Annotated in this window: 14 protein-coding genes; 9 read left to right on the top strand and 5 right to left on the bottom strand. The window is 71.1% G+C overall.

The features are described 5' to 3' along the window. Positions 1-11: 11 nt before the first annotated feature. Positions 12-803 carry an alpha/beta fold hydrolase gene (locus JK361_RS38565; RefSeq protein WP_201827412.1) on the top strand — a complete coding sequence of 264 codons (792 nt, stop codon included), beginning with the start codon at positions 12-14 and terminating at the stop codon, positions 801-803. Between the two features lie 11 nt (positions 804-814). Next, positions 815-1,612: an alpha/beta hydrolase gene (locus tag JK361_RS38560; RefSeq protein ID WP_201827410.1), complete on the top strand. Its 798-nt coding sequence runs from the start codon at positions 815-817 to the stop codon at positions 1,610-1,612. Positions 1,613-1,640: 28 nt separating this feature from the next. On the opposite strand, the gene JK361_RS38555 is transcribed toward JK361_RS38560, so the two are convergent. Beyond that, positions 1,641-4,874, bottom strand: coding sequence for an nSTAND1 domain-containing NTPase (locus tag JK361_RS38555; protein ID WP_201827409.1), 3,234 nt, complete (start codon positions 4,872-4,874; stop codon positions 1,641-1,643). Positions 4,875-5,407: 533 nt separating this feature from the next. On the opposite strand from JK361_RS38555, the gene JK361_RS38550 reads away from it, so the two are divergent. After that, entirely contained in the window at positions 5,408-5,842 is a 435-nt protein-coding gene (locus JK361_RS38550; RefSeq protein WP_201827407.1) for a VOC family protein, read from the top strand. 362 nt (positions 5,843-6,204) lie between these two features. Further along, positions 6,205-6,828 (top strand): DUF4097 family beta strand repeat-containing protein, encoded by a 624-nt coding sequence (locus JK361_RS38545; protein WP_307787442.1) that lies wholly within the window; start codon positions 6,205-6,207, stop codon positions 6,826-6,828. Positions 6,829-6,914: 86 nt separating this feature from the next. On the opposite strand, the gene JK361_RS38540 is transcribed toward JK361_RS38545, so the two are convergent. Continuing rightward, positions 6,915-7,514, bottom strand: a complete 600-nt coding sequence (locus JK361_RS38540; protein WP_201827403.1) for a TetR/AcrR family transcriptional regulator — start codon at positions 7,512-7,514, stop codon at positions 6,915-6,917. A gap of 179 nt (positions 7,515-7,693) precedes the next feature. On the opposite strand from JK361_RS38540, the gene JK361_RS38535 reads away from it, so the two are divergent. Then, complete coding sequence (locus JK361_RS38535; RefSeq protein ID WP_201827401.1) at positions 7,694-8,272, top strand: ATP-binding protein; 579 nt, start codon at positions 7,694-7,696, stop codon at positions 8,270-8,272. Positions 8,273-8,356: 84 nt separating this feature from the next. After that, positions 8,357-9,466 (top strand): PP2C family protein-serine/threonine phosphatase, encoded by a 1,110-nt coding sequence (locus JK361_RS38530; protein WP_307787441.1) that lies wholly within the window; start codon positions 8,357-8,359, stop codon positions 9,464-9,466. A 7-nt stretch (positions 9,467-9,473) separates the two neighbouring features. On the opposite strand, the gene JK361_RS38525 is transcribed toward JK361_RS38530, so the two are convergent. Next, on the bottom strand, positions 9,474-10,118 hold the full coding sequence (locus JK361_RS38525) for a TetR/AcrR family transcriptional regulator (protein ID WP_201827399.1): 645 nt from the start codon (positions 10,116-10,118) through the stop codon (positions 9,474-9,476). Between the two features lie 176 nt (positions 10,119-10,294). On the opposite strand from JK361_RS38525, the gene JK361_RS38520 reads away from it, so the two are divergent. From JK361_RS38520 to JK361_RS38510, 3 genes are all read left to right on the top strand, one after another. Continuing rightward, complete coding sequence (locus JK361_RS38520; RefSeq protein ID WP_201827397.1) at positions 10,295-10,855, top strand: dihydrofolate reductase family protein; 561 nt, start codon at positions 10,295-10,297, stop codon at positions 10,853-10,855. Positions 10,856-11,080: 225 nt separating this feature from the next. Continuing rightward, complete coding sequence (locus JK361_RS38515) at positions 11,081-11,653, top strand: dihydrofolate reductase family protein (protein WP_201827395.1); 573 nt, start codon at positions 11,081-11,083, stop codon at positions 11,651-11,653. Positions 11,654-12,182: 529 nt separating this feature from the next. Continuing rightward, complete coding sequence (locus JK361_RS38510; RefSeq protein ID WP_201827393.1) at positions 12,183-12,797, top strand: hypothetical protein; 615 nt, start codon at positions 12,183-12,185, stop codon at positions 12,795-12,797. Between the two features lie 22 nt (positions 12,798-12,819). Here the strand turns inward: JK361_RS38510 and JK361_RS38505 are convergent, their stop codons facing one another. Together JK361_RS38505 and JK361_RS38500 are read right to left on the bottom strand one after the other, a co-directional pair. Then, the gene (locus JK361_RS38505; protein ID WP_201827391.1) at positions 12,820-13,572 is read right to left on the bottom strand and encodes a class I SAM-dependent methyltransferase; all 753 of its coding nucleotides are present in this window, start codon (positions 13,570-13,572) and stop codon (positions 12,820-12,822) included. Positions 13,573-13,855: 283 nt separating this feature from the next. Next, complete coding sequence (locus JK361_RS38500) at positions 13,856-15,100, bottom strand: SUKH-4 family immunity protein (RefSeq protein WP_201827389.1); 1,245 nt, start codon at positions 15,098-15,100, stop codon at positions 13,856-13,858. Between the last annotated feature and the right edge of the window lie 94 nt (positions 15,101-15,194).

The raw sequence follows: 15,194 nt of genomic DNA, 5'->3' as shown, positions 1-15,194 counted from the left end.
AGGAATGCGCAGTGAGCCCCAACGAATCCGTGGACGACCTCGTGGAACGCTTCTACACGGTCGTCAAGCTGCCGCACGACCCGTTCGCGAAGGCGTTCCTCAACCGGTGCCGTTCCCACACCGTCAAGGCGAACGGCCGCTTCTACAAGTACTTCCAGAGCGGAAGCGGCCCGACCGTCCTCCTCGTCCACGGCCTGAACACCAACCTGGGCAGCATGGTGAGCATCGCCGAAGAACTCCTCGCGCACGGCTACCGCGTAGTGCTGTTCGACGTGCCGCCGCACGGGGAGGCACTGGGCACCACGGGCGATCCCACCGAGATCCGCGCCCTGCTGCGCGCCCTGTACGACAAGCTCACCGGCCTGCACGCGGTGGTCTGCCACTCCATGGGCGGCCTGTGGGCCCTGACCGCCTGGCACGCCCAGGTGGCCGCCCGGACCGTGGTCTCGATCTCCTCCCCGCCCGCCAAGATGTTCCTGGTCGAGCGGTTCGCCGAGATGAACGCCCTCGACGGCGACCAGGTACGGGGCGTGGTCGGGGAGATCGAGAGCAGGTTCGGCAAGACGGTGTGGCAGGAGTACTCGGCGCTGGAGGCCGCCCGGGCGATCGACGTGCCCGGGCTGGTCGTCCACGGCACGGCCGACGACTACGTGCCGCCGGTGCACGCCGGCGAACTGCACGCGAGCTGGCCGAACTCCACCGTGGAACTCGTCGAGGGCGCCGGCCACTTCGACATCGTGGAATCACCCCAGGTCCGGAAGATCATCTCCGCGCACCTGCGGAGCGTGGAAGAAGCAAGGTAAGGAGCGAGCAATTGGACACCGACACCACGGAAAAGCTGCGCCGGCTGGCCTTCACGCCGATGCGGACGCAGCCTCCGAACGCCACCCGGCCGATCCTGGAACAGGCCGCCAAGGAGGTCGAGGTCGTCGACGGCGGCAAGGTGGTCCACTACCTCTGGGGCGAGGGCGAGCGGCGGATCCTGCTGGTCCACGGCTGGGCCGGCAACGCCGGACACCTGACCGTCCTGGCGGACGCGCTCGCCCGGGCGGGCTGCGCGGTGGTCGTCGTCGACCTCCCCGGCCACGGCGAGTCGGAGGGAGCGGAGTCCTCCGTCATCCACTTCGCCAAGGCGGTCGAGGCGGCCGACGAGCGGTTCGGCCCCTTCCACGCCGTCGTCGCCCACTCGCTGGGCGCCGCGGCCACGACCTACGCCATGTCCCGCGGGGTCACGATCGAGCAGGCCGTGTTCCTCAACCCCATCAGCAGCTACACCAGCCTCTGGCGCCGCTCCGGCGAGGTGATGCAGGTGTCACCGCAGGCCATCGCACAGGTCCGCTCGCGCGCGGAGGACTGGCTCGGCATCTCCTTCGACGCCATCGAACCAGCCCTCGCCGCACGTGACTTCACCAGCCGGCTGCTCGTCGTCCACGACGAGAACGACTCGGAGTCGCCGATCACCGACAGCGAGGCACTGGTGGCGGCCTGGGGACAGGCCGAGCTGATGCGGGTGACGGACCTGGGCCACACCAAGGTCCTGCGCGACGAATCCGTGGTCCACCGCGCCGTCACCTTCCTGACGGACGCCACGACGGCGCCGCCGGCTTCCTGAGGGACGCCACCATGGCGCCGCCGGCGTTTCAGCAGGTTCGTCTGTAGGACACCTCAGGGATCAACGATTCCCAGTCCGCTGCACGCATGCCGCCTCCTGATCGCCGGCAGATGGTCCTGGCGACGGACTCGGGAGCGATGACATAGGGGCGTGGCGGGGTGTGCTCGCCGTCGACGACAAGTGCTGCCCCGTGGCGGGCGAAGGTCAGCGATCGCACGTGGTCTCCCGCGGTGAGCAGGGCGGACCCGAGTGGTCGGTTCGTCGCGGCGTCCCACAGCCGCACCGTACCGGTGCTGCCTCCGACGGCCAGGAGCCGGCCGTCGGGGGAGTACTTCAAAGCGGTCACGGACCCGGGCTCCTCGCTTTCGGTAGCGCCGGTGGTCCCGGTGAAGATGCTCAGCCGCCGTTTGTGACCCTGGTCCCAGACCGTCACCCAGCCGGCCTCGTCACCGGTTGCCACACGATCACTGCCCGGTGGGCCGGGGGCGACAGTGGTCAGGCGTCCGCCGATCTGCCGGGAGTCTGATGGTGCGGCCTTCGCTGGTGCGCCGTGCCAGTCGCGAGCCAGTGCGTCGCCCAAGTAGAGGGTGCGGACGACGGCGGCGGACGCCGGTTGTTCCTCGATGTACCGGACCACTTTGCGTTCGGTGTCCAGGCGCACCTCCCGAATGCCATGACGGTGCAGCGGATACCGGTACACCGGTGTGCTGAGGTCGGCGATTCTCCACACACTCATGGTGTTGTCGTCCGCCGTCACCAGGAAGCGCCCGTCGTAGTCCCAGACGAACTGGTTCGATCCCACCTTGGGTGCGGGGGGTAGTTCCTTGCCCGAGCCCCAGCTCCAGGTCCGCAGCCCTGTATCAGTGACGACCATCAGGGTGCGGCGGCCGGAGTCGAGAACAACGGATGTGCTCTCGCCGTGGCACACCTTTTCGGAGACGGTGTCCGAGCGCCACAGGCGAATACGCCGCGGTGCCTGGGTGTCCCAGACCTCCAGGACGGAAGGTGACGTGCACAGTGCCATGAAACGTCCGTCGGCGTCGAGGGCCGAACGTTCGGGGGTGCGGCTTTTGCGCTGGAACACCGTGTGGCGTCGCCGTATGTCCCACAGGATGACCGAATGTCCGGCCACGACCTTCAGGGCGGATCGGTTCGCGGTGAACACCGCGTACGCGTCACCGAACTTGAAAGGGAGAACGTCTGTTTGGCCGGAGGTCACGTCCTGCAGTCGCATCGTGTCACCCGAAGCCATCAAGAGGTGACTGCCGTCCGGCGAAAGGTCGTAGGCCGACACGTTCGCTCGGGTCCGCAGCGAGTGGGTGCGCCGGCGGCTGTCCACATCCCACATGCTCACCTGGCCGTTGCCGTTCGCTGTGAGAGTGCGCCCGTCCGAGCTGAGGAACCTTTCGCCGATGACGCCTACGCCGGGCCCGCTGAAGACGTCCTGTTCGCGTTGAGTCATCGAGCCCATGAGCGCGGCTTTGGCCTCCAAGGTCGGGCTGATCCGCCACGCCGCGACGCTCAGCCGCATGGCCGTCAACGGGTCCGCGTAACGCATGGTCTCCGCGGCTGCCGCGACACGACGGGAGGTGGCGTCGGCCAGCCGCTGATCGCCGAATCGGCTCTCTCGCCACGCCACGAACCCCGCGATGAGGACGAGCGCCGCCAGAGCGGACAAGCCCGCTCTCAGGCGGTGCAGGCGCCGGGTGGCGCGGGCGGCAGCGCGTTCTTCCTGCTCGCGGAGCTGCAGGCTGGCGGTCAGGAAGGCGAGTTCCAGGGAGGTGAGGTCCTGGGAGGCCGCGTTGCCGAAGTGTTCCTGAGCGGCGATCAGGCGGCTGCCCCGGTACAGGGAACCGGGATCGCCGCCCAACTCCGCCCAGGAGGATGCCGCTTCGGTGAGTTTGCGGTGGGCGCGCAGGCGTTCGCGGTCTTCCTCGATCCAGCCGTGCAGCCGGGGCCAGGCGGTCAGGAGTGCCTCATGGGCCAGGTCGACGGTGTCGCCGTGGAGGGTGAGCATCCGCGCCCGGGCCAAAGCCTCCAGCGCTTGGTGGTTCGCGGTCTCCTGCGGACCGATGGCCTCGAGTTCCTTCCGGTCGGCGGGCCGGCGGGTGTCGGGGGTGCCCTCGCCGGGGGTGACCAGGCGCAGCAGCAGGCGGCGGGCGGCGGCGGCCTGGGCTTCGGTGAATCGGCGGTAGACGTCCTCGGCGGTTTTGGCGACCGCGCCCCCCAGTCCGCCGGCGGCTTCGTAGCCGGCCAGGGTCATGGTCTTGCCGCGGCGGCGCCGCCAGGTCTCCATCAGCACGTGCGACAGCAGCGGCAGTCCGCCCGGTGCGTCGGCGACCTCCTCGACCAGGCGGGAGGTCAGAGCGCGCTCCACGGTCAGTCCCTCGGCTGCGGCCGGATTGACGATGGCCGCCCGTAGCTCCGTCGGGTGCATCGGGCCGACGAGCAGGCCGGCATCGCGCATCGTGCCGGCCAAGCGGCGGTGCTCGGCGCAGTGTCCGTAGAAATCGGCCCGCACCGCGACGAGAACCCGTAGCCGGCTCGCGGGCTCGCGGGCTGTCATCAACAGGTCGAGGAAGCGATCGCGCTCTGCCGGATCGTGGCAGAGGGTGAAGATCTCCTCGAACTGGTCCACGACCACGAACGTGTCCGCATCCGGGCCGGCCGGGCTCGTGCCGGCGGGATCGAACACGCGGGCGTGGGTGCGGGCCGGGTGGTGGCCTGGGGTGAGGATACGGATGGCGGCCGGGCGCAGGCTCGGTTCCTGAAGGTGATGCAGAGCGGGGATCAGGCCCGCGCGCAGCAAGGAGGACTTGCCGCTGCCGGACGGCCCGAACATCGCGGCGATTCTGTGGCGGCGCAGCAGGTCCAGCAGATCGGCGGTGAGCCGGTCACGGCCGAAGAAGCGTGCGCTGTCACCGGTCTCGAACCGGGCCAATCCCTTGTACGGCGGCTCCGCCGCACTGCCGTCATCTGGATCGCCCTGGGCGGCGACCTCGTCCACGGCCTGATTCCAGCGCGCCTTCCACTCCTGCGGATCGCCCCCGCACGCCGTCACATAGGCCAGGACCACCGGCAGCGTCGGTAGTTGGTCACCGGCTGCGGCCTGCGACAACGTCGTCACCCCGTATCCGGCCCGATCCGCCAGCACCCGGTAGGTGATTCCGCCCGCCTCCGCCCGCAGTTTGCGCAACTCGAACGCGAACCGTTTGACGGGCCCCGCGCCCGGATCCACTGGCACCTCACGACGTCCCGCCATGCACCACCCCCGTCAGCCGTCCTCGGCACCGGACCGGGCAGTCAACGTATGCACCCCTCGCCGCCCGTGAAAGATCGCGCCCGGCCATTGTCCGGCCGCCGCAACTCCCCGGCCGAGCAATGCGACGGCCGCTGAACTCGGTGATGCAAGCCCGGGCAAGCCGCTCGGGGAGGACTGCCGGACGGGCATGGGCCCGGCTCGGAAACCATTCGCGATGCCGCCGAGGCCGTTGGCGTCGTGGCCGCTGCCGACGCTCGACGCGATGGTGTTCCAGCCTGTGTCCTTCCATCGTCGGGTGCCGTACCTCGGCCTCGGCTAACTACGGCTGCCAGACGGTCAGCTGACGCACGCACGCACGCACGCGGCGCTGCGCGGCTGCCTCGGCGTGTTCGTCGGCGATCGGGTGATCCTCCGTGCCGGCCATGGGTACTGGGGAGGGGTTCTTGGGGGCGGACGGCAGGGTCCGTCCTTCCGGCAACACGTGGAACCGCACCGGGAACTGCCCAGCAAAACCTCCCTGTTATGGTGCGCCGATGTCATCGATCAAGCAGTTCCAGGTCACCTTCGACTGCGCGGACCCCGAGCGCGTCGCCCGCTTCTGGTGCGAGGTGCTGGGGTACGTCGTACCGCCGCCACCGCAGGGGCACACCACCTGGGACGACTTCAACCACTCCCTGCCCCCGGCGGAGCGGAATGCATGGTTCGCCTGCAGTGACCCCTCAGGGGTCGGCCCGCGGCTGTTCTTCCAGCGCGTCCCCGAAGGCAAGGTCGTCAAGAACCGGGTGCATCTTTGCGTGCGGGCCGGCACCGGACTGGTGGGCCAGGAGCGCCTGGCCACGCTCGAGGCCGAATGCGCGCGCCTGGTCGCGCTCGGCGCGGTCCGCGTGCGGCTGCTGCCCGCCGACGAGGACAACGAGTCGTGCATCGTGATGCAGGACATCGAGGGCAACGAGTTCTGCCTCGACTGAGCACGGCTGCTGTACCCGCGGTGCCCGCACGCCGACCGCCGGGCCGCGGGCAGAGCCTTCGCCGGACACCCGGCCGCCCGGGTACACGGTGAGCCGGGCACATCACGCCGGTCGCGCCGGTCGCGCCGGTCGCCAAGGGCGGCCCGGTGCCGGCATCGGGGGGTTTTCCCCAGTGAGGGCGGCCGTCGCGGCTGCGTAGGATCGCGCTGACCGATCAAGATCCATCTCGCTGTACACGGGGGATTTCCATGCGACGCCCACACACGCGCGCTCTCACAGGACTGGCTCTGACCGCTCTCGCGGCCGGCGGGCTGTCCGCATGCTCGGCCGTTGGCCAGAAGACCTTCAAGGACGACGCCAGGGTGCCTCGCAACGTCACGTCGATCCGTCTCGACAACGGGAACGGAGAGGTGAGAGTGGAGGCTTCGGCGGGCGCCTCCACGGTCTCCGTGCACCGCAGGGTCCACTACCGCGGCGACAAGCCGAGCGGCACCTCCTTCCACGTCGAAGACGGCGTCCTGACGCTCTCCGGCTGCGGGGAGGACTGCAACGTCGACTACGCCGTCAAAGTGCCCGCCGGTCTTCCGGTGGCGGGAGGCACGTCCAACGGTGACCTCGCACTGACCGGTGTCGGCGCGGTCGACGTCCACACGAGCAACGGCGACATCGCGCTGACCGACGCGACGGGCCCCGTGAAGCTGCGCACGTCCAACGGTGACGTCGACGTCGAGGACGTCAAGGGCGGAGGCATCGACACCCGGACATCGAACGGCGAGGTGACGATCCGGACCGTCACCCCGCAGAACATCAAGGCCCGCACGACCAGCGGTGGCCTCACGGTCACCGTACCGCGCGCCAAGTACCGGATTTCGGCGAAGAACTCCGACGGCGACAGGAACGTGGCGTTCGGGAACGACCCGTCAGGCACGTACCTCCTGGATCTGTCGACGACGAGCGGTGATCTGACGGTGAAGCCGGCCGCCTGAGAAAGGCCCGACGCCGCACCCGGGCAGACCGGAGCCCGTGTGCCCGGTCGGCTCACCTGATGCCGCCCGCCCCCGGCCCCTGCGGATCACGCCGTGGCCCGCCATCCGGGTTCGAGGGTGTCGAGGAGGGTGTGGAAGGCCGCCTCCGCCCGTTCCCAGTGGCCGTCCGCGAGGGGGGCGAGCAGGAGACCGAAGGAGGCGTCGGTGAGGAGGGCGGCTTGCGTGCGGGCCCGCTCCCGGTCCATGCCCAGGCCGAGGAAGACCGAGGTGAACAGGTCCGTCCACTCGCTGATGATGTCGCGCATGACGGGCCCGTAGCGGTCCGGGTGAAGCACGCTGGCACTCATGACCTCCAGGTAGAGGGGGAGCACGGCGCGTACGTCGGGATCGCTGAACTGCCGCCACACCCTCTCCAGGAAGCGGCGCAGGCCCGCGGCGTCCGTGGGGGAGCCGCCGGACTCCAGCAGGGTGCGCGCGCGGAAGACGGGGCGGCGTTCGTAGAGGGCGAGCGCTTCGGCGATCATGCGTTCCTTGGTGCCGAAGTAGTACAGCAGCATGCGGTCGCTGGTGCCCAGGGCCCGGCCCAGCGGGCGGAGGGAGAGATCGGCGAGGCCGTTGCGCAGCACGTAGGCGCGGACCCCGTCGAGAAGGGCCCGGCGTCTGGCCGGGTCGGGTGGACGAGGCATGCGGACTCCCGGAGCCGTGCGGACACCGCCAGTGACCGCTCACATACTTTTTGCCCGCTATTTACTGTAGCAGCCGCTACGTCTATATTTGGATGTAGCGGCCGCTACATGAACGGCGGCCGAGGCCCGGCGGCTTCACCGGCGGGCCGCCCCCCCCAGCCCAGGAAAGGCTGATCGTCATGGCCGCCCCCGCCCCCGCCCCCGCCCCCGCCCCCGCCCGCCTCCTCGTCTCCCGTCGGGAGGGCCGGTCCTCCCGCGGCGCCGTGCCGTCGTGGTGTGCCCGGCAGTGGGCCCTGTGGTCCCGCACGTTCGCACCCCTGCGGCCGCTGGACGCCCCCCGCGGCCGGGCCACCGCCTGGGACGCCTCCTGGCCCCTGCGGCGCGAACCCGCCTCGGTGCGCCGAGCCCGGCGGCTGGTGGTCGCACAGCTGCACGACTGGGCCGTGGACGACCTTGCCGACGACGCCGAGCTTCTGGTCAGCGAGCTGGTCACCAACGTCCTGCGCCACACGCGGGGCCCGCTCAGGCTCAACCTCCGGCTGCGCCGGGGCCGACTGCTGTGCGAGGTCGAGGACACCGAGTCCGCCGGCCCGGTGCGCGCCGTCGCCGACCCGGACGCCGAGGGCGGCCGGGGCACGGAACTGATCGACATGCTCGCCCAGGCGTGGGGCAGCACCCGGACGGCCACCGGCAAGACCGTCTGGTTCGAGCTGCGGTGCCGCGGCCGCGGGGGAGCGGAGCAGGTGCGGCACCGGTAAAGCCCGGCGAGCCGGTCCGGGGCGGGCGGCCGGCTCCGATCCGTCAGGGCGCTATGCCCTCATTGCGTAGATATTCTGTGAAGTGTGATCGAGTCTGGACGGCTGCGGCTCCGTCGCAGCCACGGCCTGGGGAAGGTCGTGCGGCTGTCGCCGGTCATCCTGACCGTCGTCATCGCCAGCCTGGCGTACGCCACTCCGCCGGAAGTGGCCTTCAGCCGTCTGCTGCCCGCGGCGCCGGCGCTCGCCGCCGCCATGTGGCCGGTGCTCCCCACCGTCCTGCTGGGGACGGTCTGCCTCTTCCTGATGATCGGTCTCAGCCTCGTGTTCCCCGGCCTGGGGACGTGGTGGACGGCCGCGGGGATCGTCGCGGTCACCGTGGCGGCCGCGTACGGAAGCCACGTCCGGCTCCAGCGGGAGCGGACCCTCTTCCAGGTGCGGCTCGTCGCCGACGCGGCGCAGCAGGTGGTGCTGAGCCCCATACCGCGCCGCTTCGGGAGCGTGGAGATCGAGTCGCTGTATCTCGCGGCCGCGGCGGAGGCCCGTATCGGCGGGGACTTCTACGAGGTGGTCGACACGCGGTACGGGGTCAGACTGCTCATCGGTGACGTGCGGGGCAAGGGCCTGCCGGCGGTGGGGGCGGCCGCGGCGATCGTCAACGCCTTCCGGGAGGCGGCCTACGGCGAGGCCGACATGGTCGCCGTCGCGCGCCGGCTGGACGCCAGCAGCACCCGTTACAACGCCTCCTTTCCCCCCGAGGGGTCGATGGAGCGCTTCGCCACCGCCCTGCTCGTCGAGATCCCGCACGGGGGCGGGCGCATCGAGATCCTCAACTGCGGGCACCCCCCGCCGCTGCTCCTGAACCGTCGCGAATTCCGCGCCCTCGAACCCACCTCCCCCTCGCCCCTGCTCAACCTCGCGGATCTGATCGGCGATCACTACCACGTCGACACCTTCGACTTCGCCCCCGGCGACCTGCTGCTTCTCTACACCGACGGGATCGCGGAGGCCCGCGCCCGCGACGGCGAGTTCTTCCCGCTGGCGGCCTGGATGCGCGGGCAGCCCCCGACGCCGCCCCACGAGCTGCTCGCGGCTCTTCACCGCGACCTCCTCCACTACAGCAAAGGCCGCCTCGACGACGACATCGCCGCCCTCGCCGTGCGCCTGCGTGAGCCCACGGGCATGGAGTCCGGTTGAGCGGCGGTCAGATGCCGCGTTCGATCATGTCGATGAGGCGGTGGCCGGCGTCGTGGGCCTGGGCGGCGTGGAGGCCGCGCAGGGGGCCGTCGATGAGCAGCATGGCCAGGCCGTGGACGGCGGACCAGGCGAGGAATTCGGCGCCGGGGCGCCGGTCTTCGGGGAGCAGGCCGGCTTCCACCAGGTCATCGAGGGCGGCTCCGAGGAGTTCGAAGGGGGTCTTGCCGCCGGGGCCCGCGGCGGTGTCGTCGGTCGCGTACGTCATGTCGCCGGGGACGTGGAAGGCGGTGCGGAACAGGCCGGGCTCCTCCTGGGCGAAGCGCAGGTAGCCGGTGCCGACGGCGCGGAAGCGGCCGCGTGCGGCGGCCGCCGCGTCCGGGACGTGCGGCAGGGCGGCCTGCTCGGCCTCCATGGTGCGGGCGACTTCCGCCATGGCGGCCTGGGACACCGCGTGCAGGAGTGCGCCCCGGTCGGCGAAATGCCGGTAGGCGGCGTTGGGGGCGACCCCGGCCTGCCGGGTGGCCGCACGCAGCACGACGGCCTCCGGGCCGCCCTGGCGGGCGAGTTCGAAGCCCGCCTCGATGAGCGCGTTGCGCAGGTCACCGTGGCGGTAGGTGTCCCGCTTCGGTGTGCCGCTCCCGGTCGCCGCCATGGCCACCGCCTCCCCTCGTGGACAGCAATTGTGGACAGCATCCACTTACGTCCTCTAGTCTTCCGCATGAGCGCTCGGGGGGCCGCGGAATCACCGTACCCTCCGAATGTGGACATCGTACACAAGGGTGGTCTCCGGCCGCCCGGACCGTTGACCGGCAGGGGGACTCACTCCACATGGGCAAGATCACGCACTTCGTGCACCAGTCGCTGGACGGCTTCATCGAGGGACCGGACGGCGAGTTCGACTGGCCCCGCATGGACGGCGAGCTGTCCGCGTACTCCCAGGCCCTCACCGACAGCGCCGACATCTTCCTGTACGGCCGGGTGGTGTGGGACATGATGTCCGGCTACTGGCCGCGCGCCGAGGAGTTCTCCACCCATGAGCACGACCTCGCCTTCGCGCCCGTCTGGCGCAAGGCGCCCAAGGTGGTCGTCTCTTCGACGCTGACCGAGGCGGACTGGAACACCCGCGTCGTCAACACCGACGTCGTCGAGGAGCTCACCGCGCTCAAGGACGGCGGCGCCCACCTGCTGCTGTTCGGCGGCTCCACGCTGGCCGGCTTCCTCACCGAGCACCGGCTGATCGACGAGTACCAGATCTTCGTCCACCCCGTCGTACTCGGCGCAGGCAAGCCCGTCTTCACCACCCCGCAGCAGCGCTTCGGGCTGACCCTGACGGAGACCAGGACGTTCGACTCCCAGGTGGTCCTCCTGCGCCACACACGGACCGACTAGGGTCTTTCGTGTGGAGCAGGCCGCGAGCCCGGCATGATCCGAACGAGAGGCCCCAGCCCACGCCGGCCGGCGGCCGGCCGCGACACCCGAGGCCCGCCGGGCGCGACGACCGATGACTTTCCGCACGACCTGGAGTCGAAGACCACGGCCGGCACGGGACAACAGCGCCGCCTGTGCACCTGCCCGTTCTCACCCCCTCAGGCGCGAGACCTTAAGGAACTTGAGATGCGCACTCTGATCACCACCGCGTTCGTTTCGCTGGACGGCGTCGTGGAGGCCCCGGGCGGCGAGCCCGGTTACCGGAACTCCGGCTGGACCTTCAAGCACACCGAGTTCCTCCCCGAGGCCTTCGAGATCAAGGGCCGGGAGCAGGAGGAGGCCGCGGCGATGCTGCTGGGGCGGGTCAGCTACCAGGCGTTCAGCCCGGTGTGGCCGGACATGGCGGACTTCGCCGGCTACAAGGCGATGCCGAAGTACGTCGTCTCCACCAGCCTCGGCGAGGACGACCTGGTGTCGAACTGGGGCCGGACCACGATCCTGCGTTCGCTCGACGAGGTCGCCGCGCTGAAGGAGACGGAGGGCGGCCCGATCATCGTCCACGGCAGCGCCTCGCTGAACCAGGCCCTCTCCGACGCCGGCCTGATCGACCGTTACCACCTGCTCGTCTTCCCGCTGCTGCTCGGCGCGGGCAAGCGCCTGTTCAGCGCCACGGACAAGGACGTCCAGAAGCTGAAGCTGGTCGAGCACGAGGCCTACGCCAACGGCCTCCAGAAGAACGTCTTCGACGTCATCCGCTGACCGGACTCACCTGCCGGCCCCACCGTCGTCCTCGGCGTGCCCGCCGATCAGCCGGATCACCGGGCGCCCCGGCACCACCCGCCGAACCCGCGGACGTGCACAGACCGATGAGCGGCGAAGAGCAAAGGATGGTCAGAGGCCGTCCTGCAGCTGCAACTCTCCGCAGCCCGGGTCCTCGACGGGGAACTGCGCGGACTGGCTCACGAAATCCAGCGTGCTGCGGGTGAAGCGATCTGGGCGGCAGACCTCACTGCCGTGAAGCAGCACAGCCGGAACCTCGAGCCCTTGCACGTCCGGTTCAACGACACGGCGAACAGGATCTTCGCCTCACTCCTCTGACCCGCGGTGCCCCATCCGGGTGAAGTGCGGCGAAGGAGGACAACGGGGGGTGTGGGCCGGACGTGGGTCTGCTGCGGCACGCGAGGTAACTGTGTGACGAAGAGGTGAGCCGGCTTGTCACTCCGGGTAGCGAAGGGGGCGACGAATACAGGACCGGATCCGCCCTCGCCGACCGCAAGGAACAGCACCGATGAGCCTGACCGCTGCATCTCTTCGCACCGCTGTCCGCGTCACCGCCCCGGCCGTGGCCGCCCTCACCCTGACGATGGCCTTCGCGAGCCCCGCGTCCGCCGATCCCGCCTTCGTGACGAGCGGGGGCGGCCGGCTCACCTTCACCGCCCTGCCCGGCGAGACCAACAACGTCACCTTCGACACCTTCAGCGCGGGAACCCTCCGGGTCACCGACACCACGAGCAACCTCACCGCGGGACCGGGCTGCACCGGGAGCGGCCACACGGTGCTCTGTGCGGGCGCCGGCGTGACCCGGATCCTCGCCAACCTCGGCGACCGCAACGACACGGCTCACAACGACACCGACCTTGCGAGCGACCTCGTGGGCGGGCAGGGCAACGACATCCTCATCGGCGGCGACGGCCCCGACCGGCTCACCGACCTCGACGGCTGGAACGGCCCGACCCTGACCACCGTGACCATGGCCGGGCGCGGCGGCAACGACACCATCGTCAGCCGCAACGGCGGCTACGACCAGGTCGACTGCGGCTCCGGCTTCGACGTACTGCTCGCCGACCCCGCCTCCCGCGACCTCGTCGTACCCAACACCTGCGAATTCGTCCAGCGCTTCTAGCCCACCCCCACCGCAGGCAGAGTCACTGCCCCGCCCGGCGCAGGACCAGCAGGTCCATCCAGCTGACCGCCCGTTCCTCGGGGTCGGCGGCCGCGGCCTCACGGATACGGGCGAGCCCACGGGCGTAGGCGTCGTCGCTGAGGGCGCGGAGCTTGGTGTCGGTGTCGCGGCGGATGCGGTCGGCGTACGCGGCGAGGGTGGGGGCCGACTCCTGCGGGAGGCAGCGCAGCGCGGTGCGCCGGAAACCGGCCGTGGCGAAGGCCGCCTCGACCTGCTCGACGGTGGGATAGCCGGCGACACTGTCCGCGGTCTCGGGGAAGAAACGCACGCGCAGGTCGCGCTTGCTGCGCCCGGGGAAGGTGTTGCGGATCAGGACCGGCGCCCCGGGGCGCAGCGCGCGGCGCAGTTCGCGGGCGGCGGCCTCCAGGTCACCGATGTGATGCATGACGGAGCCGAGCCAGGCGGCGTCCGCGCAGGCGTCGGGCACGGGCAGCGCCTCCGCGCGCCCGTCCAGCGCCTGGATGCCCTCGCCTGCCGGGATCAACGCGCGCATGGCCGCGGCCGGTTCGACCGCCAGCACGTTCACGGCGAACCAGTCGCGGAACGCGGCGGCGAAGCCACCGGTGCCCGCGCCGACGTCCAGCACGGTCATCCCGGCCGCGAACCCCGCCTCCACGGCGATCGCCTGCCGCCAGGACTCCAGCCCCTCGCGGGGGACCTCCCGCGCCTGCCGGTACTCCGCGGCGGCCTCGGCGTCATAGCTGTCTCCTGGCATTGCCTGCTCTCCTCGACGGTGCCGGGCCGCGCACCCGCAACGGACGGGTCGGCTCGTACTGTACGGACGGTCCGGGCGCGACGGACCGACCGGCAGGCGCCGCCCGAAGCGCCGATCGAACGCTGCCCCGAGAAGGGCCCTGGCTCAACCCCTGCGCAATCCGGGACACATGAGTGCCGGAGCCGGCACAGCCGCCCGGCCGTCCGGCGCCGGGGGTGGCGTGCCGGGTCGTGCGGTGCGGGGCGTGCCGTGCCGGGTCGTGCGGTGCCGGGGGCGTGCGGTGTCAGAAGCCCCACGGGCTGAGTTCGACGACGGCTGCGAACAGGTGCTCCCAGACGTTCCCCGCGGGCGTCTCCTCGTCCACCGTGAGCGGTTCGAGGGCGGCGACCTCGCTCAGGAAGTCCCGCTTGCCGTACTCGCCCGGGTACGGGTTCCAGCAGGCGCCCATGAACCGGTACACCGCCTCCAGCAGCCGCACGAACGTCTCGGTGTCCCGGGCGAAGGGGAACGGCCCCTGGCCGTTGCGGACCATCGACACCGCGCCCGTCTCGGGGTGGAGGAGCACCCGGCCGGTGTCGGCGTACGCCAGCTCGAAGGTGCCCAGGTGCAGCAGGCCGTTCTCGTCAAGTTCCAGCCCGTGCGCCTTCTTCTCGCTCCAGGCCAGGGTGAACGTGGCGACTCCGGCGGCGAACCAGGCCGGCAGTCCCGCCGTGACGGCCAGCTCCCGGGTGGGTGCGTGCGTCAGCGCGGCGGGCAGTTGATCCCGCGTCAGCAGCACCGTCCCGTCCGCGTCGAACGCCTCCTCCAGGCGGGCGGCGTCCAGGGGGGCCTCGGCCGCCGTCGGCCCCGCGAACCACGGCTCGCCCGCACCCCAGCAGACGGCCTCGGAGCCCGTCGGCCCGTCGGCCGCCGCGCCGTTGCGCTCCAGGACCACGACGCCGCGCGGCTCGAAGAACATGACCCGGCCGCCTCCCAGGGGCGCGGGCTCCTCCCAGGTGCCGGGCTGGTGCAGGCCGTGGTCGTCGTCCGGGTCGAACAGGACGGGACCCTCGACGGGGGCGTCGTACGGCCGCTCGGCGAACTCGCCGTCGGCGGGGGCCGGGACCCGTTCGCCGGTGGCCGGATCGAGCCAGCGCTCCTGGGTCGACTGCGACCACAGCCTCAGCAGGAGACGGCCGTCCGCCGCCTCGTGGACCTCGACGTCGGCGTCCCCGCTCAGGTTCGGCTTGGCCCGGTAGGCGCCGACCGGCCGCCACCAGGCCCAGACGGTGCGCCACGGCATGTCCGGCTCGGCTTCGGCGACCAGGTCGGCGTAGGCGTCGTGGCCCAGGACCTTCGCGCCGAAGTGCAGCCACGAGGCGAACTCCGCCCGCGGCACCTCGGCTCCGTCGAGGATCGTGACGGCCTGGGCACAGGCCTCGCGGCCCGCTCCACCGCCCGCGGCGGGCAGGTCCCGAAGGGCCTTCGGACCGGCGGCGAGCAGGGCCGTGGGGGAGGAGAAGAGCGTGTCGAGGTCGTCGCGATGCATGCGGACATGCTGCCAGCCACCGCTGACAGCACCGCGAGTGGGAGCGGCTGCCGCAGCCGGCCTCTACCTTTGATCTTGGCCAGTGCTCCGCCCT

The sequence above is a fragment of the Streptomyces musisoli genome (assembly GCF_016741855.1).
GTDB classification, from domain to species: domain Bacteria; phylum Actinomycetota; class Actinomycetes; order Streptomycetales; family Streptomycetaceae; genus Streptomyces; species Streptomyces musisoli.
This window is presented reverse-complemented; position numbering and strand designations above follow the sequence as displayed.